Annotated in this window: 17 protein-coding genes and 2 pseudogenes; 3 read left to right on the top strand and 16 right to left on the bottom strand. The window is 44.7% G+C overall.

What is annotated here, in order from left to right:
- Positions 1-7 precede the first annotated feature (7 nt).
- From DW793_RS05370 to DW793_RS05390, 5 genes are all read right to left on the bottom strand, one after another.
- Complete coding sequence (locus DW793_RS05370) at positions 8-1,363, bottom strand: PFL family protein (RefSeq protein ID WP_117905856.1); 1,356 nt, start codon at positions 1,361-1,363, stop codon at positions 8-10.
- A gap of 18 nt (positions 1,364-1,381) precedes the next feature.
- The gene (locus DW793_RS05375; RefSeq protein ID WP_022286601.1) at positions 1,382-1,651 is read right to left on the bottom strand and encodes an ACT domain-containing protein; all 270 of its coding nucleotides are present in this window, start codon (positions 1,649-1,651) and stop codon (positions 1,382-1,384) included.
- A 290-nt stretch (positions 1,652-1,941) separates the two neighbouring features.
- Positions 1,942-3,489, bottom strand: coding sequence for a sialate O-acetylesterase (locus DW793_RS05380; RefSeq protein WP_118157278.1), 1,548 nt, complete (start codon positions 3,487-3,489; stop codon positions 1,942-1,944).
- An 83-nt stretch (positions 3,490-3,572) separates the two neighbouring features.
- Positions 3,573-4,061: a GNAT family N-acetyltransferase gene (locus DW793_RS05385; RefSeq protein WP_118157291.1), complete on the bottom strand. Its 489-nt coding sequence runs from the start codon at positions 4,059-4,061 to the stop codon at positions 3,573-3,575.
- A gap of 33 nt (positions 4,062-4,094) precedes the next feature.
- Entirely contained in the window at positions 4,095-5,711 is a 1,617-nt protein-coding gene (locus DW793_RS05390) for an ABC-F family ATP-binding cassette domain-containing protein (RefSeq protein WP_118157279.1), read from the bottom strand.
- Positions 5,712-5,944: 233 nt separating this feature from the next.
- Between DW793_RS05390 and glgA the strand changes: the two genes are divergently transcribed.
- Positions 5,945-7,387 (top strand): glycogen synthase GlgA, encoded by a 1,443-nt coding sequence (gene glgA, locus DW793_RS05395; RefSeq protein ID WP_022286605.1) that lies wholly within the window; start codon positions 5,945-5,947, stop codon positions 7,385-7,387.
- A 149-nt stretch (positions 7,388-7,536) separates the two neighbouring features.
- On the opposite strand, the gene DW793_RS05400 is transcribed toward glgA, so the two are convergent.
- Genes DW793_RS05400 through DW793_RS15215 form a run of 3 tightly spaced genes read right to left on the bottom strand, consistent with a single transcriptional unit; the run spans position 7,537 to position 10,758 of the window.
- The gene (locus DW793_RS05400; RefSeq protein ID WP_117858469.1) at positions 7,537-8,610 is read right to left on the bottom strand and encodes a 6-phosphofructokinase; all 1,074 of its coding nucleotides are present in this window, start codon (positions 8,608-8,610) and stop codon (positions 7,537-7,539) included.
- A 43-nt stretch (positions 8,611-8,653) separates the two neighbouring features.
- Positions 8,654-9,640 (bottom strand): methyl-accepting chemotaxis protein, encoded by a 987-nt coding sequence (locus DW793_RS05405; protein WP_118157280.1) that lies wholly within the window; start codon positions 9,638-9,640, stop codon positions 8,654-8,656.
- Positions 9,604-10,758, bottom strand: coding sequence for a PDC sensor domain-containing protein (locus DW793_RS15215; protein WP_118157281.1), 1,155 nt, complete (start codon positions 10,756-10,758; stop codon positions 9,604-9,606). Before DW793_RS15215 ends, DW793_RS05405 begins: the two co-directional genes overlap by 37 nt.
- Positions 10,759-10,937: 179 nt before the next feature.
- On the opposite strand from DW793_RS15215, the gene DW793_RS05415 reads away from it, so the two are divergent.
- The gene (locus tag DW793_RS05415) at positions 10,938-11,801 is read left to right on the top strand and encodes a polysaccharide deacetylase family protein (protein ID WP_118157282.1); all 864 of its coding nucleotides are present in this window, start codon (positions 10,938-10,940) and stop codon (positions 11,799-11,801) included.
- A gap of 215 nt (positions 11,802-12,016) precedes the next feature.
- Here DW793_RS05415 and DW793_RS15620 read toward each other — a convergent pair whose 3' ends face one another.
- The 8 genes and pseudogenes from DW793_RS15620 to DW793_RS05445 all read right to left on the bottom strand — a co-directional run bounded on the left by DW793_RS15620 (position 12,017) and on the right by DW793_RS05445 (position 18,332).
- Positions 12,017-12,142: a hypothetical protein gene (locus DW793_RS15620; RefSeq protein ID WP_290126973.1), complete on the bottom strand. Its 126-nt coding sequence runs from the start codon at positions 12,140-12,142 to the stop codon at positions 12,017-12,019.
- Positions 12,143-12,237: 95 nt separating this feature from the next.
- Positions 12,238-12,459 carry a hypothetical protein gene (locus tag DW793_RS05420; protein WP_118157283.1) on the bottom strand — a complete coding sequence of 74 codons (222 nt, stop codon included), beginning with the start codon at positions 12,457-12,459 and terminating at the stop codon, positions 12,238-12,240.
- Between the two features lie 2 nt (positions 12,460-12,461).
- On the bottom strand, positions 12,462-13,022 hold the full coding sequence (locus DW793_RS05425) for a cohesin domain-containing protein (protein ID WP_118157284.1): 561 nt from the start codon (positions 13,020-13,022) through the stop codon (positions 12,462-12,464).
- A gap of 27 nt (positions 13,023-13,049) precedes the next feature.
- On the bottom strand, positions 13,050-14,324 hold the full coding sequence (locus tag DW793_RS05430) for a fibronectin type III domain-containing protein (RefSeq protein WP_118157285.1): 1,275 nt from the start codon (positions 14,322-14,324) through the stop codon (positions 13,050-13,052).
- On the bottom strand, positions 14,321-14,527 hold the full coding sequence (locus DW793_RS05435) for a hypothetical protein (RefSeq protein WP_252969679.1): 207 nt from the start codon (positions 14,525-14,527) through the stop codon (positions 14,321-14,323). The genes DW793_RS05430 and DW793_RS05435 overlap by 4 nt, the downstream gene beginning before the upstream one ends.
- A gap of 6 nt (positions 14,528-14,533) precedes the next feature.
- A pseudogene (locus DW793_RS15875) lies at positions 14,534-14,578 on the bottom strand (hypothetical protein); the annotation flags it as partial.
- 1,226 nt (positions 14,579-15,804) lie between these two features.
- Positions 15,805-17,148 (bottom strand): annotated as a pseudogene (locus tag DW793_RS15880) (C1 family peptidase); the annotation flags it as partial.
- Between the two features lie 20 nt (positions 17,149-17,168).
- Positions 17,169-18,332 carry a tRNA(Met) cytidine acetate ligase gene (locus DW793_RS05445; RefSeq protein ID WP_118157288.1) on the bottom strand — a complete coding sequence of 388 codons (1,164 nt, stop codon included), beginning with the start codon at positions 18,330-18,332 and terminating at the stop codon, positions 17,169-17,171.
- A gap of 232 nt (positions 18,333-18,564) precedes the next feature.
- On the opposite strand from DW793_RS05445, the gene DW793_RS05450 reads away from it, so the two are divergent.
- Entirely contained in the window at positions 18,565-19,761 is a 1,197-nt protein-coding gene (locus tag DW793_RS05450; protein ID WP_117958021.1) for an acetate/propionate family kinase, read from the top strand.
- The last annotated feature ends 127 nt before the right edge of the window (positions 19,762-19,888 follow it).

Below are 19,888 nucleotides of genomic sequence, written 5' to 3' on the forward strand. Positions count from 1 at the left end.
TGCAAATTTAGTTTTTGAGAGAATGGAGTGGTGCAGGGATCTGTCCGCCACGATTGATGAACTTGGAAGGTGACTCTTTTTTGAGCGGCATAACAGGTCCGCAGCCAAAAAGTCCGCCCCAATCAAGTTCTTCGCCAACGCTCTTGCCAATAGCAGGGATAACTCTTACGGCGGTGGTCTTGTTGTTTACCATACCGATAGCAGCTTCGTCTGCGATGATAGCGGAAATAGTATCGGCTGGGGTATCGCCCGGAATACATATCATATCAAGACCAACTGAGCATACAGCGGTCATAGCTTCAAGTTTTTCAATGCAGAGCGCACCGCTCTTTGCGGCATCTATCATGCCTGCATCCTCAGAAACAGGGATAAATGCGCCTGAAAGTCCGCCTATTCTTGAGCAAGCCATTACGCCGCCCTTTTTAACTGCGTCATTGAGCAGGGCGAGGGCTGCTGTTGTGCCATGTGTACCGCACTTTTCAAGACCTATTTCCTCGAGGATATGAGCAACAGAGTCGCCTACTGCTGGAGTTGGTGCGAGTGAAAGGTCAACAATACCGAATGGAACGCCAAGACGCTTAGAAGCGATAGTTCCAACGAGCTGACCTACTCTTGTTATCTTATATGAGATCTCCTTGATAACGTCGGATATCTTTGTGATATCAGCGTCAGGATATTTTCTCAAAGCGGCTCTTACAACACCAGGACCTGATACGCCCACGTTTATCATGCAATCAGGCTCGCCAACTCCGTGGAAAGCACCTGCCATGAACGGGTTATCCTCAACTGCGTTACAGAAAACAACGAGTTTTGCTGCGCCAAAGCAGGCAGAGTCAACTGTTCTTTCTGCACACTCTCTTACAACGCCACCCATCATTTTGCAGGCGTCCAGGTTGATACCTGTTTTTGTTGAACCGATATTTACAGAGGAACATACTCTCTCAGTAGTAGCGAGTGCCTCTGGGATAGACTTGATAAGCTCGATATCGCCTGCGGAGAAGCCCTTTGGAACGAGGGCTGTATATCCACCGATAAGGTTTACGCCAACGTCCTTTGCGGCTCTGTCCATAGCGTGTGCAAATGGAACAGGTGAACACTTGCAGGCAGCAGACACGATAGCGATAGGGGTAACGGAAATTCTCTTATTTATGATCGGGATCCCAAGCTCCTTTTCTATCTGCTCGCCCACCTCAACAAGCCTTGCAGCTTTTGCGGTTATCTTCTTATAGACATTCTCGCAGGCAACGTTTATATCGCTGTCGATACAATCAAGCAGAGAAATGCCCATTGTGATAGTACGAATATCAAGACAATCGTCCTGTATCATTCGTATCGTTTCCAACACGTCATATGTATTAATCATTTTACTGAAATCTCCTCTTTAGATATGGTGCATACAGTTAAAAATGTCCTCGTGCATCGTATGGATCTTTACACCCATTGTCTGACCAAGCTCTGTAAGTCCGTCCGCCATGGTAGCGAAATCGGAATTGAGCTTTGTGATGTCAACAAGCATTATCATAGCAAAGAGGTCCTGCAAAACTGACTGAGTGACCTCGATAACATTCGCATTATATTCTGCACACTTTGTGCTTACCTTTGCAAGGATACCTACAGCGTCCTTACCTATAACCGTAACAACAGCTCTCATTAATAAGACCAGCCTTTCCAAATTCATTTATATATCTTCTATTATACCACACAGCGGAGATTTTGCCAAGAGTTTTAATTATAAATATTTTATTAACGTTGGAAATGCGTTTTATGGGGCGACGGTCAAGGCAGGTGGTTTGCGGTGAACGAAACGGGCGAACATTGTTCGCCCCTACCCATATTTGTATGAATCACAAAAAAATTCGTAAAAAAATCAAAAACGTTGAAGTGCAAAAAAAGCGGGGTGTCAGATTTCTGCAAAACAAAAAAAGTTTGTTGAGCGGGACGTCAATTTCTGTGAGCTTGCGAGCAGAAATTTCGCCGCTCCCCTACAAAAAATTTTTCTGTTCTGAATGGTGCGAGTGGTATGCCTGTTTCGTTGAAGATAGTTACCTCGCAATAGTTGAACCAGTTATATCTTGCATACAGAGGTTTTTCAACGGCGTCTGACTTGATGAAAATTTTACTGCCGTTTATGGTGATATCGGCTTTTACGAACTCTTCGTCCTTGCCTGCTATCTCAAAGCCCTGTGCTTCGCCCTTTACTACAAAGCCATTTTCGGCATGGTCAAAGCTAAGCTCTATGCCACCGTTTTTATACTCCAGTGACTTATAGATAGGTCCGAATGCTTTTACGTTCATGCCGTAGAAAAGCTTTTCTGCCTGCAAACAAAGTCTTTCGCCAACGGGTACTTTTTCCTTAGGGTGTATCTCGTTGAACTCACCGCAATCTGAGATAACAGCTATTCCTGTATTTTTCACTGTTTTATATGCTCTCATCTGTGCTTCTCTTATTTTACACCAATGCTTATAATCAGGGTCGGCGGCATATTTGAACATTGGGAGCTGGACGATTATGAACGGAAGCTCATCGTCGCCCCACTTCTCTCTCCAAAGCCTGATAAGAGATGTGAGGAGGGTATAATAGCTGTCAGGCTTATGGTCGTCAGACTCGCCCTGATAATAGAGGAAGCCTTTTATTGTATAAGGACAAACTCTTGACACCATGGTTTCAAAAAGTCCTGTTGGGCGGAATGGGTTTACGCAGTTTATCGGGCCCGGCCAATTCTTGTCGCCAAGGATCTCGTTGGCTTTTTCCCAGCTCATTGTTGGGTCTTTTTGCAGAAGCTCACCGTATTTTTTATCCCACACACGCTCAAATTTCTGATAATCTCTGTATTCTTTTATCTGCTCTTCGACAGTTTTGCCCTCAATACGTTTTTCATACTCGTCTATGTAGCTTCTTATTTCAGCGTTGTTTTCAAGGGTCGGTCTGTCTACCCATGCGGAGGCTGATGTGCCGCCCCAGTTACAGCCGATAAGTCCTACTGTTACGCCAAGGTCTTTGGCAAGTTTTCTTCCAAAGAAGAAGCCGACTGCACTCCATGCCCTTGAATTATCCTTTGAAGCCTGCGACCATGCGGTATTGTTTTCGTCCTCATAGAACATTTCGTCAAGAGTGCCACGCTTTTGAGTGTAATAAAATCTTACGTTGCAATCAGGGGTGAGGTTTTCGAGAACTTCTTTGCCGCCCTTTGCGTTTTGAAGTTCAAGCTCCATATTTGACTGGCCGCCGCAGAACCACACTTCGCCTATCATGATACGGCAGAATTTTTTCTCTGTACAGCCGTCTGAAACTGTCATTTCATACTCTCCGCCTGCACTCATTGGAGGGAGGACGGCTGTCCACCTGCCGTCGCAGACCTGCGTCTGGACTGACACGCCGTTAAGAGTAACTGTGACAGTTCTTTCCTCGTCCCCAAGTCCCCAGACTGTTATGTTCTTGTCACGCTGGAGCACCATATCGTTTGAAAAAATATTTGCTACCTTTAACATTCTTTTTTCTCCTTTCAATATCTATAAAAATTCAAAAAATATCATCGCCGCAGGCGATACCTTAATTCCTCACTCCTCACTAATCAAAGAGTGTGGTAGAACAGAATGATATCCTCAAAGACGCCCTCTTTGTTTTCAAAGCCCTTCGGTACAGTGCCGAGCTTAACAAAGCCGAGGTTTTCGTAAAGCTTTACCGCTTTGACGTTTGATGCAACAACGGCATTGAACTGGAGCACCTTAAAGCCTTTCTGCTTTGCTATGAAAAGACAATGTTCGACTATGACCTTGCCTGCTCCTTTTCCACGGCAGGTGCTTTTTACGGCATAGCTTGCGTTTGCGATATGTCCGCATCTGCCAACGTTATTTGGGTGGAGAATATACATTCCTACGGTCTCGCCCTCATACTCTGCAACACCGCAGAATGTTTGTGAAGCAAAGAATTTTTTTGCCCAATCATAGTCGAGGGTCTCTTTCTGTGGGAAGGCATTGCCCTCTTTTACTACTTCGTTCCATATCTCTGCCATTGCAGGAACGTCGTCAATATTGTAACCTCTTACGGTCACGTTTTTCATTTTTGCCATTTTGGATACTTCTCCATAATAAAATTACTCTATAAATGACTTCATGCCACGCTCACGTCGCCAATCAAGGAACTCCTCATATGTTCCCTGTCTGTCGATACAGCCGTCGGGGGTTATCTCGATTATTCTGTTTGCAACTGTCTGAACTATTTCGTGGTCATGAGATGCGAAAATCACAACGCCTTTGAAATCTCTAAGTCCGTTATTTACGGCTGTGATAGACTCAAGATCGAGGTGGTTGGTAGGTCTGTCAAGCATTATAACGTTTGAGCCGAAGAGCATCATACGGCTGAACATACATCTTACCTTTTCACCGCCTGAGAGAACTTTTACAGGCTTATATATCTCGTCCCCTGAGAAGAGCATTTTGCCAAGGAAGCCTCTGAGGTAGGTGTCTGTTACCTCGGAAGTGGAATATTTTCTTATCCAATCCACTATGCTTTCGTCATTATCATTAAAGTAGGCTGAGTTGTCAATAGGGAAATAGGAACGTGATGTGGAAATGCCCCACTTAATGCTGCCCTCGTCTGGCTCTTCTTCCTCTGCAAGTATCTTGAAAAGCATTGTGATAGCCTGCTCGGACTCGCCGATGAAAGCGACCTTATCGGTACGGCTGAGAGTAAAGGAAACGTTATTTAGGAGCTTTACTCCGTCAACTGTTTTGGATATGCCGTTGACTTTGAGGACGTCTTTTCCAAGCTCTCTATCCATATTAAAGCCTATGAAAGGATATTTTCTTGATGATGCAGGCATTTCCTCGACTGTGAGCTTATCAAGAAGCTTTCTTCTTGCTGTTGCCTGCTTGGACTTTGATTTATTTGCTGAGAAGCGGTTGATGAACTCCTGGAGTTCCTTGATCTTCTCCTCGGCTTTCTTATTCTGGTTCTTTATCATTCTCTGCATGAGCTGTGAGGACTCATACCAGAACTCGTAGTTACCAACATACATTTTTATCTTTGTATAGTCGATATCCACGATATGGGTACAAACATTATTAAGGAAGTGTCTGTCATGAGATACAACGAGGACAATTCCGAAATAGTCGGCAAGGAAGTCCTCAAGCCAGCTTATAGCGTCGATATCAAGGTGGTTGGTAGGCTCGTCCAGCATGATGATATCAGGATTGCCGAAAAGTGCCTGTGCAAGAAGCACCTTGACTTTTTCGTTACCTGAGAGGGTGGACATCTGTGAATAGAGGATATCCTCGGAAAGACCGAGACCCTGAATGAGCTTTGAAGCGTCAGACTCAGCTTCCCAGCCGTTTAATTCTGCGAACTCGCTTTCAAGCTGACCTGCTCTGTCGCCGTCCTCCTCGGTGAAGTCCTCCTTGGCGTAAAGCTCGTCCTTTTCTTTCATTATCTCATAAAGGCGCTTATTGCCCATTATTACAGTTTCGAGAACTGTATACTCGTCAAATGCAAAGTGATCCTGACGAAGCACTGAAAGTCTGTCCTCTTTTGAGATCACTACCTCGCCTGTGGTAGGCTCTATCTCACCGCAGAGGATCTTCAGAAATGTTGACTTTCCTGCACCGTTTGCACCGATTATGCCATAGCAGTTGCCGTTTGTAAATTTAAGGTCAACGTCCTTGAAAAGAAGCTGACCACCGAATGAAAGGCTTACGTTTGATACTGTTATCATTTTAACTCTCCTATATCTGATAATTATACTTTGACACTTTATTATACCACACAAAGCGGCTTATGTCTACTTTTAATTATTAATTTTTCATCACTGCGCTTTTATGGTGCAAACGAGGTTTTGCTCTTGACGTTTTCAACAAAAAGTGTTATAATTGTTATGTACACATTGGCAATAGCGATAATTATTGCCCTGAAAATTCAAGAAATTAAGTTGGAAAGGATAACTTGAATATGAAAAAAGTTTTGTTCGCTTCTTCGGAGTGTGTTCCGTTTATCAAGACAGGCGGTCTTGCTGACGTTGTTGGCTCTCTGCCTAAGTGCTTTGACAAGAGGTATTATGATGTCAGAGTAATTCTTCCTAAATATTCCTGCATGAAACAGCAGTGGAAAGACATGATGCAGTACAAAACGCATTTCTACATGGACTTTGCAGGTCAGAGCCAATATGTGGGCGTGCTTGAATGCGTTTATGACGGCGTTACGTTCTATTTTATCGACAACGAACATTATTTCACCGGTGACAAGCCTTACACTGAGCATCACTGGGATATAGAAAAGTTCATGTACTTTGACAGAGCTGTGCTTTCTGCTCTGCCGCTTCTTGATTTCCGTCCTGATGTTATACACTGTCACGACTGGCAGACGGGTCTTATACCTGTATATCTTCATGACAGCTTTGCAGGGGGAGATTTTTTCCGTGGCATAAAGACCGTTATGACTATACACAATCTGAAATTTCAGGGAAATGACGGAGTTGAGCAGTTCAAGAGGATATCCGGTCTGTCTGACTACTACTTCACTATCGACAAGCTGAGAACGGGCGTTGACGGAAATATGCTCAAGGGCGGACTTGTTTATGCTGACGCTATCACAACTGTCAGCAACACATACGCAGAGGAGATAAAGACTCAGTTCTACGGTGAGGGTCTTGACGGACTTATGAGGGCAAGGGCTAACGATCTCCGTGGTATCGTAAATGGTATCGACTACGTTGATTACAACCCTGACACGGACAAAAACATTGTTGTAAGATACAATTACGACAACGTGCTTGAGAAGAAGATACACAACAAGAGAGCAATTCAGGCTGAGCTTGGTCTTGCGCAGGACGACAATCGCTTTATGATAGGCATTGTTAGCCGTTTGACAGATCAGAAGGGCTTTGACCTTATTGCATACATGATGGAAAGGATGTGCGAACAGGGCATACAGTTCGTTGTGCTTGGCACGGGCGAGCAGAAATATGAGGATATGTTCCGCTGGTTTGCAGGCAAGTATCCTGACAGGGTTTCCGCTAACATTTACTACAGTGAGGAAATGAGCCACCGCATTTACGCATCAGCTGACGCATTCCTTATGCCGTCACTTTTCGAGCCATGCGGACTTTCACAGCTTATGTCACTGCGTTACGGCACGCTGCCTATCGTTCGTGAAACTGGCGGTTTGAGAGATACTGTTCAGCCGTTCAATCAGTTTGAGAGGACCGGCACTGGTTTCAGCTTTGCAAACTACAATGCACACGAGATGTACAACACTGTTATGTTCGCAAAGTACATATTTGATGACAGACGTGACGAATGGAACGGACTTATCAAATCTGCAATGGCACAGGATTTCTCATGGCAGGCTTCTGCTAACAAATATCAGGAAATGTATGACTGGCTTATCGGCTAAGATAGATACAAGAAAAGCTCCGCAGGAAAAATGCGGAGCTTTTCTTATATGATACGTTGGGAATCAGGTGGACGACCTCAGATCGCCGCTACGGAAACAAACATAAAAAGCGGCACAGTTTAGACTGCACCGCTTTTGTTTTGCATTTATCAGTCACCGAAAGCGACGCCCAGAGCCTTTGCGGTCTTGACGAGCTGGTGGTCGGCAGGGACGAATTTTGTTTTGCCTGCAACTTCTGAAAGTGGGTTTTCTGACACAACTTCATTTATCATTGCCACTGCATAGCCGTATTTATCGGCTGCGATAAGCTCTGCGGCATGGACGCCGAACTTTGTGGCAAGCACTCTGTCATAGGCTGACGGACTGCCGCCTCTGAGCATATGACCAGGAACGCAAACTCTTGTTTCTCTGCCTGTAAGCTCCTCTATCTGCTTTGCAATTCTAGGGGTAGCAGTTGTAAGACCCTGTTCTGCACGGAGTCTTGCTCTTTCCTTCTTTTTAAGCTTTGCCTCTTCTTTATCAAAAGCACCCTCAGCCACTGCCATTATAGAGAAGCCCTTTGACTCTCTCTTTTCGCAAGCCTCGGCAAGCTTTTCTATATCGTATGGTATCTCAGGGATCACTATTATATCTGCACCGCCTGCGATACCTGAATAGAGGGTGAGCCAGCCGGCTTTATTGCCCATTATTTCTGCAACGAGTATTCTTCCGTGGGAATTGGCTGTGGAATGAAGTCTGTCGATAACGTCTGTGGCTGTGTCAACAGCGGTATGGAAGCCGAATGTTACGCTTGTACCCCAGATATCGTTGTCGATAGTTTTTGGCAGGCCGATAACGTTAAGTCCCTCGGTTGAAAGGAGGTTAGCGGTCTTATGAGTGCCATTGCCGCCCAAGGTGAGCAGGCAATCGAGCTTCTGCTTTTTATATGTTTCTTTCATAGCCTTTACTTTATCCACGTTATCTTCTTCGATGACCTGCATTTTCTTGAAAGGCGTTCTCTTTGTGCCGAAAATAGTTCCACCTGTGGTAAGGATACCAGAAAAATCAGACTGCTTCATTTCCTTGCACATATTATTGATAAGTCCATAATAGCCGTCCTCTATGCCGATTATCTGGACGTCTTCGCCAAACTTTTCATAGCAAGCCTTTGCAACGCCTCTGATAGTTGCGTTAAGTCCCGGACAATCTCCTCCGCTTGTGAGTATGCCTATTCTTTTCTTCATTTTACCAAGTCCTTTCAATGAAATTCTATCATTATCAACGATATCAATACTTATCGCTTGTGCTGAAATCTTCTATATCGGCTTCGTCGGAAGGAGTGATATCCTGCTGAGTTTCCTCAGGGGTGGCCTCGCTTTCCGGCTCATCGTCAATATATGTGAACCTTGAAGTCTGATGCTCTTTCTTATCTTTTTCACTGTTCTCGCTAAGTTTGAAACGTGCTATCATATTCTTTAGTATAAGCGACTGGCTTGAAAGCTCTTCACTTGCGGAAGCTGAACCGACTGCAGTTGAGGTATTGGCTGATACAACGGCTGATATCTGGTCTACTCCCGTATTTACCTGAACGATAGCTTCTGCCTGTGCCTCAGAAGCGTCTGAGATATTCTTTACGAGATCCCTCATAGTATTTGAATTACTTACGATATTGTTCAGTGAATCAGCGGTTTCTTCGGCTATCTTAGAGCCCTTTGAAACAGCGGCAGACTGGTTTTCGATAAGTGAAGCGGTCTGCTTTGCGGCTTCGGCTGATCTTGATGCCAGACGTCTTACCTCGTCTGCTACCACGCCAAAGCCCTTTGAACCCTCTCTTGCGGCCTCTACGGCGGCGTTAAGGGCAAGGATATTTGTTTGGAATGCGATCTCGTCAATGACCTTGATTATCTTTGAGATCTCATCGGAAGCTGTATGGATAGCATTCATGGCATTTACCATGTTGCCCATATCGCTGTTGCAGTTGTCAACGGCTTCGGTATTCTTAAGTACGATATTATAAGCGTTCTTAGAGTCCTCAGAGTTTTGAGTTATCTGCTTTGAAACATCACTGAGGGTAGCGGAAAGCTCCTCGATCGCAGAAGCCTGCTGTGTAGAACCCTGTGATACAGACTGTGCGATATTTGACACCTGAACCGCTCCTGAGTTCACCTGCTCGGCTGACATATTGATAGAAGCAAAGGTATCAGACAGAGAGTCGAGTATCTCGTTAAACGTACTCTTTATCTTATAGAAGTCGCCCTTGAAAGTGCCTTCCATTCTATGGCAAAGGTTACCCTCGGATATCTGGGTAAGAGCCACTGTGATAAGGTTGATATACTGTCTGAGGCAGACGATAGTTTCTTCCAGAGAGTTTGAAAGGACGCCAAGCTCGTCCTTTGAATACCACACGTCAACAGGGTCGGTAAGGTTGCCTGTGCGAGAGAACGAAGTCTGTTTGTAGTAGAAATGATAGGCTTTGTTATCCTCTTTGCAAAAAGCAGAGAGAACAGCACCGTCAGGCACATAAGCACAACGCCCATTACAATGATATTAGTAAGTGCGCTGGAGCTTGCAGTGGTGAAGTCGGCAACATTTGTAACCATGACGACAGTACCGTCAAAATATGACGAACCATAATAGCCCACGATATAATTGTTATCCTTAAATTTATACTCTGTTGTACCGCTATTATTTGCAAGTATTTTCTCAACGGCATTTGTCACTTCCGTATATTCTTCATCTTTCTTACCGATCTCAAGGGCATTTTTACCTATCTGATCTGTATCCTTATGAAGAAGGATCTCTCCGTCTTTACCAACAAGATAAACATAGCCGGATTTTCCGAAGGTATATTCATTAAGAGCATTGATAAGCATATCGCTCTGAATGGTAATACAAGCGACTTTTTGTTCTGTGTTGCCAGACTTTGTTGAAGCAAGTATAGAAAAATAATTCTTACCGCCAAAGGTATATATATCGGTTATATAAGCCGAGCTTCTTTCGCAAGCACTTATGATGTGCTCCTTTTCAACTGATGACGATACCATTTCATTATCTGTTGCAAGCACAATGCCATTGCCGTCATAAACTGTAAAATTCAGATAGAAGCCTGTGTTGTCTGCAAAGCCACTTTTTACCGCCTTTAGTCTGTCAGCGTCAGTTTTTGCCCCTAAAAAAGAATCAGACTTTACGGTCGAAACTATATTATTCGTATAAGAGCTGATCGTCGAGTCAAAATTCTTAGCCGCCTGAACAGCCAGTGGTTCAGCGGTGCTTTTGAGCGTATCCTTTGCAGAAACGTTTATAAAATACACGGAAACCAAGCTGAGCAGCACCGTGATGATAAGTGCGATTGAAAGCATTGCCAAAAGCAGCTTTGAACGCAACGTTTTCATATACAGTTCCCCCTTATGAACTTGTTTTTAACGCAGCACACAACACTGCGATATTACGTGTTTATTATATCATAATTGCACAATTATTTCAAGTACCACAAGCATATTTTTTGTGAATTTATGATGCAATTAATGATATGGAGGTGAATAAAAATAGGTAAAAAGGGGGTAAATAAAATATGTACATAAGTCTAAGGATAAGAAAAAGGGTGATGCTTTGTGTTATAGCTATACTTTCTATGCTGGCGGCGGTGGCTGTTATGCCGACCTTTGCAAAAGAAGAAAAAACAGATGGGATAAAGCTTCCGATCATAATGTATCACAGCATCGTAAAAAACGAAGATCGCAGCGGTGAGTATGTCATAACGCCTATCGAGCTTGAAAAGGATCTGCTTTATCTAAAGCAGAACGGCTACACTACTGTTTTTGTAAATGACGTTATAAGATATGTGAAGCGTGGAGGCGAACTGCCTGAGAAGCCTATTATACTGTCCTTTGACGATGGCACTTACAACTACAGAGAATATCTTCTGCCGCTTCTTGAAAAATACGATATGAAAGCCACTGTATCTATTGTGGGAGCTTACACTGACGCTGCCTGCGAGGAGGCTGAGCCTGATCCTGCTTACTCTTATCTTGACTGGCAGGACGTTTCGGTGCTTCGTGACAGCGGTCATGTGGAGATATGCAATCACTCTTACGATATGCACAATCTTGAGGGCAGGCGTGGAGTCGGTCAGCTGGAGGGGGAAAGCTACGAGGATTACCGAAAGATATTTCTTAACGACACCACGAAGCTTCAAACGCTTTGCGATGAACACTGTGGTTTTCAGCCAAACGTTTACACCTATCCTTTCGGCATAACCTGCGAAAGTGCAAGTCGGCTCGTAAAGAACATGGGGTTTGAAGCTAGTCTTGGAGTAGAGGAAAAAATCAATATAATAAAAAAAGAAGATGAGCGCTGCCTTTTTGGTCTTTACAGATACAATCGCAGCGGGGTCATCTCCACAGAAGAATTCATGAAAAAAGTTTTTGGAGCATAAAAAAAGCAGCCCCTATTGGAGCCACTCTCTAAACTGAATCACCATCAGCATATTCACATTATACTCTGGCAGGTGTCGAAATTATACTTGTTTTTGTGTGATTTTTGTAAAAAAAATGTGTATTCGTGTAAGCAGAGTGAAAAAATGCTGTCACAAGCAGCCAAAAGCACGTTGATACGCCACTTTTGGCTGTTTATCATCTCTTTATACAGAACTTATTTATCCTTTTTGCCGCCTTTGATCTTTCCTCTTATCCAGATAATTATTACGACAAGTGCGATAACAAGGACAATAAGGACGATAGCAAGGGCGGTATTGAGCATCTTTTTATACTGGTCCATAACATTTGCGTTTTTGGACACGACAGATGAAGTATCGGAGCTGTTTTTCTTTTGGGCGGTCCGGGTCTGCTGTTCATCTCCGCCTGAGGCTCTGATTATGGTGACAGTATAGGTTGTGGCGTTGCGTCAACGTCTGTGACGGTTATGGTTCGTACATTTTCGCCCACCTGACACTCGCTTGTGCCTGTATACCATATATAATCAGAGGGGCTTGCTGTTGTTCCCTCTATCTCAACATTGGTAACGGAATTGTCAACGTTCACTGTATAGTTATAGACATTATAGGCAAAGGCAGGAGAAAGCTCGCCGTTATCCACTGTCAGGCTGTAAGAACGCCTTTATCGGGTATGCCGTTTGAAGGAGCGGTCTTAGTGGTAGTGGTGGTCTTTTCGGTAGTGGTCGTGGTTTCTGTTTCGGTCTTGGTTTCCACCTTATCGCTTCCAACTGTTATGACACAATAGGCGGTAGGCGAGCCGATAAGCTTTGAATCAGGGGAATATATCTGACAGCTTTGCAGGCTTATATTTGCATTTCCTGCCGACAGACCTTTGAACGTAAAGCTGAAATCCACTTCTGAAGAGGGGGTATCAGGAAATCCGTTTACTGTAAGAACTCCTCCACCGCCTGAGGCGTTGTCGCTTGACACAAATTCTATAACGGAATCGTCATAGGCGATATTTGCCTGAACGCTTCCTATCTCTGAATCTGCAGAAAATGTCACGGAAACTTCAAACTGCTGATCGGTCATGACGGGGTTTTTAGGCGGATAGAAGAAAGCCTCCCCTGTTGCATGGGCAGTGAGAGCCGTCATTGGAACTGCAAGTGCGGCTGTCAAGAGCGATGAGAATATTCTTTTTACAAGCTTTGTTTTTGTGATCATTGCTATCCCTCCCGATAACATGGATAATTATTTGGTATAAACTTTGGCTATATCAGACCACTGTCCGAAATAGGTCTTGCCTCCTGTGGCTGTATAGCTTCTCACACGGACGAAATATGTCTTTTGGCTTTTAAGATCTGTTACGGTCTTTTTGTCGGTCTTATTTGAGGTCACTTTAACTGTCTTTGCACCGCTGAAAGATATATTTTCAGCATAGGATATCACATAGCCTGTAGCAGAGCCTTTCTGTACATAGTCTATATAAAAGCCTTTTTTCACCGGCATGAGCTTTTGGATGGTCTGCCTGGCAGGGGTGATGACAAAAGACTTCGTTATCACTCCGCCATACGAGCCTTTTCCTGTTACTGTTACCTTAGCTGTGCCTATATTCTTATTGCAGGAATATTTCACTGTATAGTCTGTGCCGTTTTTAAGGGTCTTGCCCGAATATGTGACTGTTATGCTTTGGGTGATGTTCTTGCCTGTGAAAGACTTATTTTTTATGCCTGCTACCTTGGCTTTGGCAATATCATATTTTGCGGTGGTCACGCTCTTTGTATCAGACCATGCGCCGTTATAACGTTTGCCTCTGACTACTGTATACGAACGTACTCTTACATAATATTTCTTCCCTGCCGTCAGGTTTGAAACTGTCTTTTTATCCGTTTTGTTTGAGGATATAATAGAGGTTTTTGCACCTGCGAAGTCAGAGCGTGTACTGTATTGCAATTCATATCCTGTGGCTGAGCCTTTCTGAGCAAAGTCGATAAAAAAGCCTTTATATCTTGTTTGCAGAGATTGTATCTCCTGTTTTGCAGGATAAATGGTAAAAGTTTTTGTTATCGTACCCTGATAGTTGCCCATGAAGCTTATGGCTATTTTTCCAACGCCTATTTTTGTATTTGAGCTATAGGAAACAGTATAATCATGTTCAGGAAGAAGAAATTTTCCTCCGTCCGTTACCATAACGTCAGGTCTTATAGGCTTGCCTGTGTAGGAGAGCGTATCAACATAATAGACGCTTGTCAATTGGGCGGACTTTGGAAAAATGTCGAATGCTTTGGCTATAGTGCCACTGTATCCGCCAATGCCTGTTATTATCATTTTGCCCTTGCCTGCGGCTATATTATCGGCATAGTCAATGGTATAGTCTTTATTATTTGTCAAAGTGGTATCGCCATAGGAAAGCGTTATACTGCTTTGAGCAAGCTCATAGCCTGTGAATGTCATATGTGTTTTAAAGCCTGATATCTCGCAGTCTTTTATAAGCTTTCTGTCGTTATAGACCGCCTGCACTGTCATATGGGCTGTGACTTTTGAAAAGTCTTTATCCCAGCCTGTAAAGCGTTTGCCTTTATGGTCGGTGCTTTGGGCGGATCGGCACTTTTGCCGTATTCTACGGTCTGAGATGACAAAACTGTGCCGTTTATATCAGTGAAATCGACATTGCAGGTATTGGCTTTCCAGCCTGCATAAAGGGTCTTTGAGCCGTCTGAAAAGCTCACGGACGTTATAGGCTCGCTCTCAAGCTGTGGATCGGCATACCAGCCTGTGAACTGTGCGCCCTCTTTTGTGGGGGCGGAAAGCTGTGCGGTTTCGCCCTCGTCAAGCTCATCAGGGTTGAGGGGCTGTTTTCGCCACCGTTCAGGATATAATCTATCTTTGCTTTGTCACTTGGGGTGACTTTTGCGGAAACTGTGGTGTTTTCTGTGAAAACTGTATTGCTGTTCACAGGTTCGCCTTTACGATACCAGCCGAGGGTGAAGCCCTGCTGAACGTTCACATTCGGGAACACGGCTTTGCCTGCATAGTCTGTGCAGACTTCTATGGTCTGTGCCACAGCGGAAAATGTTATCTTATGGGAAGCCTGCTCGCTATATGAGGTCTGGCGCACAAGAGTGCCGTCCATTGTCCACTTTGCGCTGTCTTTGAACTTTTCACCGTAGGTGTTCATTGCATACGCCCCTTGAGAAAGTGCATTTTTTGCAGAGAGGCTTGAAATCAGGCTGTCGCTGTCATTGCTGTAACAGCCGTATGCGTTCACAACGGAAACGGCAATATCCCTGCCTCCTATAAAGGCATTTGTAATGGCGGAGCTGTTTTCATTTAGGTTTGAAGAACACTCTGTTATGATACCGCAGGATTGTCTTCCTATGACGCCGCCTGAATAGACTTCTCCTGACACTGTGCCGTCAAAGGTGCAGGCTTTTATGGCTGTTCCTTGATAAAAGCCCACTATTCCACCTGCGTAATCGCCTTTCACTATACAGTTTTTCAGGGAAATGTTATTTATCTCTGCACCGTTTTTTATGTATGCGAAAAGCCCTGAATACTCCTTGGACATGATGACTGCGTTTTTTATAAGGTGTCCGTTGCCGTCAAAATAGCCCATGAATGGGTTTTCAGAATCGCCTACGGGTGAGATAGTTTTTCCGTCAAAGTCAAGGTCAGCTTCAAGGGTGACTAGCTTGCCCTCAAAGCTTTCGCCACTGCTGACACGCTTTGCAAAGCTTTCCCACTGGGCTTCTGTGGTTATAACAAGGGCTTCGTCCTGTTCTTCTGCGGCGGAGATAAGGAGCTTTTGTGCGTTTGAGATATCATTTTTAGAAGCGTTCTCGTCTGCAAGCACCTTTCGGGCGTTGTTTGCTTCCCTTTCACAGCCTGCAAGGGTGCCGTACTTTGCAAGGGTGCTTTCAAGTGAACTTTTATCGGGCTTTGCAGTATCGTCAGTATAAGCATAGATAAAAAGGCTTCCTATGGAGTCGGTCTTATCTACTCCAACGTCAGACCAATATTTGCCGTTAATGGAAACATAGCTTTGCCCTGACTGTGCCTTTGATGTTCGGTCGCTTTCTGCAAGGAGATATCCCCTGCCGCTGTCGCCACTGAATTTTACTGAAATGGAATATTTCTCGCCCTCTTCAAGGAGGATATCCTCGGGAAAGTCAACTGTATAAAAGCCGTTTGCGGACACTGAGCCGCTTATCTGCGTTTCAAGTACGCCTATAGGGTCGCTGTCGGAAACGTCGGTATAGACGCTTAGGGTGTAATCCGCACTGCCCGTTTTGCCCACATACATAAAGCCTGCTTTATCAAGCTTTTCATCGGCTTTAGCGGTGAAAACATTTGCACCGTAAACAGAGCCGTCGTTGCTGGCGTTCACAACATAGCCTGTCATTTTGCTGTAGTGATATGTATTATCGCAGCTTTCTTCAAAGTCATAGCAGCAAAACTGTCCGAACTCGGCTTCGTCATAGGACACCCAATAGAAGCCGTCATTGTCCTGATCTGCGCCCCACGAGCCTTTCACAAGCCATGCGCCGTTATTGGCCGGCTTATATCTGAAATTATCCTTACTGTAGTTATCGTCCCAGCCCACCACTGTGACGGAATGATTTATGATAGTGTTTTTTGAGGCGTCGGGATCATAGTAGGCAGTATTGTTATGATTCATATAGCCATTTCCTGCAAAATAGCTTGCGGAAACTGCTCCAAGCTCCATTATTTTACGCTTCACCTGCGTGGTGCTTGAAAGCTCCATGACATAATTCAGCCTGTATTCGCTGACGTTTTTCTTATTTTCGGAAACTGCCATATTCTCTGTGCCGGATTCTAAAAACGGCTCGTAATCCTCATAGCATAGTCCCTGACCATTTGCAAGGGCGGAAGCCGCAAAGAGCCAGTTTCCCCCTGATGAAAAATCGTCTTTACCTGTGGCTGTGCCTGAATTTGAGGACAGCACCAAGGCTGGCACGGAAAATTCTGCGGAGGGGTTTTCAAGTCCCTTTTTGATAAGATCCTGCTCCGCACAGGCAAGGGCTGAAAATGCCCAGCAAGCACCCGTTGACGCCTGATCTTTTACTGTTGTGATCTCTCCTGAGCTTCTTGGGTCATAGGTGGATGGGAGCTTTCGGGCGGATAGTCTTGCAGGGGACTTTATCCGATAGTCACCCTCTGTGCTTTTGGCCACGCCCTCTATCTCATAGCTATAGCCGTTATGGGTAAAGTTTACGGGAACGACTTTTATGCCGTTATCCTCGCTGGCAAGTGCAAAAGTCTGCGCCGAAAGCTGAAAAGCCAAGAGCAAAGCTGTCAAAAGCCCTGCCGCACCTTTCATTCTTCTCATTTTCCGCCCTCCTGTTTATCTCAGGTTATGGTTATCTTTCTTGTATACTCGTTTGAAACGCATCTGCCATATGCCGCTGTTTCTCTAAGTCTTACTGCGTTCTTTTCAAGGAAAGCAACACGCTTTGCATAGTCGGAGATATCCTCAAGCTTTTTCAGCGAGGTATCATACTCAAGAGTTCTGTTCTCAGCCTGCGCAAGTATGCGTGTGCCTGTGCGGTTAAAGGCAAGTATCCTGCCGTACGGCACTTGTCTGATATCGTCCTTTCTGATGCCGAGAACAAGGTGCAGGACCATTCTCCTTACTCTTGCCATGGTGATATTCTTTGACTTTATACGCTGTTCAAAGATATCCATAGTTTCGGGGCAGGAGCTTACGACAGACATAAATCTGTTGGCAAGGTGTTCGTCGCAATCAGGGAGGGCAAGAAAATCTTCTCTTGAAGCAGTACAAAGCTTGAAAAGCATTTCTCTGCCTGCCTGCCGGGTAAAGGACGGCTTACAGCCCTCAAAATCATACGGAGCAAATTTCCGCCACTCACCGCCCTCTTTTATAAGCTCTCTTATATGAGAAGCCGAAGCGAAATTACCAGACTCTGCCTGAGAATCATGTGCGACAGCTTCACGCTTTACGGCATAAGGCACTAGCCATGGGGCTATACGCTTTGCCGCCTTTATATACTCAACCGCAAGAACGTTATTGGGTGTGGAGAATATCTCCTCGGCGGTTCTGCCATAAAGACCTATGGAGGCTTCATACATAGCCTGAGGGTAGGTCTTTCCCTGAGATAAAAGTTCTCTTACCTGCTGTGAATTTTCAAGCATTGCGGATATTTCAGCCGCCTGTTCAAGTGCGTTCCTATCACCGCTTTCACAGCCGAAAGACAAGGTCGTTACCACGTCCTCCCCAAGACCTGCAAGAAGCCTTACTGCACTTCTTGCAAAGACCTCACTGTTTGAGCACGAGAACGGGCATGGCAATTCTATAACAAGGTCTGCACCGTTTCTTATAGCAGCCTGCGCTCTGTCATATTTTGAGAAAACAGCCGCTGAGCCACGCTGCACGCAATCACCGCTCATTACTGCGACGATACCCTCTGCGCCAGCCTGTCTTGTGGCTTGTATCTGATATTTGTGTCCGTTATGGAACGGATTATATTCCGCAACTATTCCCGCAATTTTCATTTTTTACTCCTCTTTCTACCCTATGCTTATTTTATTCCGTCTTTCAAAAGCTTACTGCGAATTATGATACTAATATGTTAAGCCCTAGTAAAAAAATTGTGCAATATGTATATTTATGAAAAAAGCTCTTGAAATTTATCATTAATATTGATATACTATAAGTATATGATATTATGGGCTTAAAGTCAAGCCCGTTATCTGACATATTATAATCGGGAGGAGATTTTTTCCAATGAAAATCTTAGTTGTAAACGCAGGTTCATCATCACTTAAATATCAGCTTCTGGATATGAAGGACGAGTCTGTTATCGCAAAGGGCAACTGCGACCGTATCGGTATCGACGGCCATGTGAGCGCAAAGACAGGCGACGGCAGACACATCGAGGAGGATTGCAATTTCCCTACTCACACTGAGGCTTTTGAAAAGCTCGTTGAGGTACTCACATCAGGCGAAACAAAGGTCATCGACTCTATGTCTGAGATATCAGCCGTTGGTCACAGAATAGTTCAGGGTGCTGAGATATTCAAGGAGACCTGCCTTGTAACAGACGAAGTTATCGACCAGATCGACTCACTGGCTGAGCTTGCACCTGTACATAACCACCCACACGCTCTTGCACTGAGAGCCTGCAAGGCAGTTATCCCAGCAGGCACACCACAGGTAGTTGTATTCGACACTGCTTTCCACTCAACAATGCCAAGAAAGGCTTATCTCTACGGTCTGCCATACGAGTGCTACACTGATCTTCATGTAAGAAAATACGGCTTCCACGGAACATCACACAGATTTGTTTCAGGCGAGCTTGCAAGAGTAATGGGCAAGCCTATCGAGGAGCTTAAGATAGTTTCATGCCACCTTGGCAACGGCTCATCTATCACAGCTATCAACGGCGGCAAGTCTGTTGACACATCAATGGGCTTCACTCCTCTTGACGGTCTTGTTATGGGCACACGCTGCGGCTCTGTTGACCCTTCTGCTGTTGACTATGTTGAGAAGAAAATGGGTTTCACACCTGACCAGATGACAGAATACATGAACAAGAAGTCAGGCTTCCTTGGTCTTTCTGGTATCGGCTCTGACAACAGAGATATTCAGGCTGCTGCAAGCGAGGGCAATGAGAGAGCTCTTATCGTAAGCGAGATATTTGCTTATCAGATCAAGAAGTTCATCGGTTCATACGCTGCTGCAATGAACGGTCTTGACGCTGTTATCTTCACAGGCGGTATCGGTGAGAACGCACCTGAGGTAAGAGCAGCTGCTTGCTCAAATCTCGATATCCTCGGTATCCACATTGACGCTGAGAAGAATCTCTGCCGTGGAATACTCAAGGAGATCTCCACTGACGATTCTAAGACAAAGGTTTACGTTATCCCAACAAACGAAGAGCTTCTCATTGCAAGAGATACTCTGGCACTTGTTACAAAGTAATATTTCAGATAACATCAAGGACGGCTTTCTTATGAGAGCCGTCCTTTTTTGCGCATAAAAAAGGCACAGGAGAGGTTTTCCTGTGCTTGATTTGTTTGAATGTACGATATTGACTATATACGTTTTC

This window comes from Ruminococcus sp. AM31-15AC (genome assembly GCF_003462045.1).
GTDB classification, from domain to species: Bacteria; Bacillota; Clostridia; order Oscillospirales; family Ruminococcaceae; genus Hominimerdicola; species Hominimerdicola aceti.

Bases quoted from the DNA above. Each gene is read 5' to 3' on its own strand.
- DW793_RS05370 (WP_117905856.1), bottom strand. From the start codon at position 1,363: ATGATTAATACATATGACGTGTTGGAAACGATACGAATGATACAGGAC.
- DW793_RS05375 (WP_022286601.1), bottom strand. From the start codon at position 1,651: ATGAGAGCTGTTGTTACGGTTATAGGTAAGGACGCTGTAGGTATCCTT.
- DW793_RS05380 (WP_118157278.1), bottom strand. From the start codon at position 3,489: ATGTTAAAGGTAGCAAATATTTTTTCAAACGATATGGTGCTCCAGCGT.
- DW793_RS05385 (WP_118157291.1), bottom strand. From the start codon at position 4,061: ATGAAAAACGTGACCGTAAGAGGTTACAATATTGACGACGTTCCTGCA.
- DW793_RS05390 (WP_118157279.1), bottom strand. From the start codon at position 5,711: ATGATAACAGTATCAAACGTAAGCCTTTCATTCGGTGGTCAGCTTCTT.
- glgA (WP_022286605.1), top strand. From the start codon at position 5,945: ATGAAAAAAGTTTTGTTCGCTTCTTCGGAGTGTGTTCCGTTTATCAAG.
- DW793_RS05400 (WP_117858469.1), bottom strand. From the start codon at position 8,610: ATGAAGAAAAGAATAGGCATACTCACAAGCGGAGGAGATTGTCCGGGA.
- DW793_RS05405 (WP_118157280.1), bottom strand. From the start codon at position 9,640: ATGGAAGGCACTTTCAAGGGCGACTTCTATAAGATAAAGAGTACGTTT.
- DW793_RS15215 (WP_118157281.1), bottom strand. From the start codon at position 10,758: ATGAAAACGTTGCGTTCAAAGCTGCTTTTGGCAATGCTTTCAATCGCA.
- DW793_RS05415 (WP_118157282.1), top strand. From the start codon at position 10,938: ATGTACATAAGTCTAAGGATAAGAAAAAGGGTGATGCTTTGTGTTATA.
- DW793_RS15620 (WP_290126973.1), bottom strand. From the start codon at position 12,142: ATGGACCAGTATAAAAAGATGCTCAATACCGCCCTTGCTATCGTCCTT.
- DW793_RS05425 (WP_118157284.1), bottom strand. From the start codon at position 13,022: ATGATCACAAAAACAAAGCTTGTAAAAAGAATATTCTCATCGCTCTTG.
- DW793_RS05430 (WP_118157285.1), bottom strand. From the start codon at position 14,324: ATGACAGTGCAGGCGGTCTATAACGACAGAAAGCTTATAAAAGACTGC.
- DW793_RS05445 (WP_118157288.1), bottom strand. From the start codon at position 18,332: ATGAAAATTGCGGGAATAGTTGCGGAATATAATCCGTTCCATAACGGA.
- DW793_RS05450 (WP_117958021.1), top strand. From the start codon at position 18,565: ATGAAAATCTTAGTTGTAAACGCAGGTTCATCATCACTTAAATATCAG.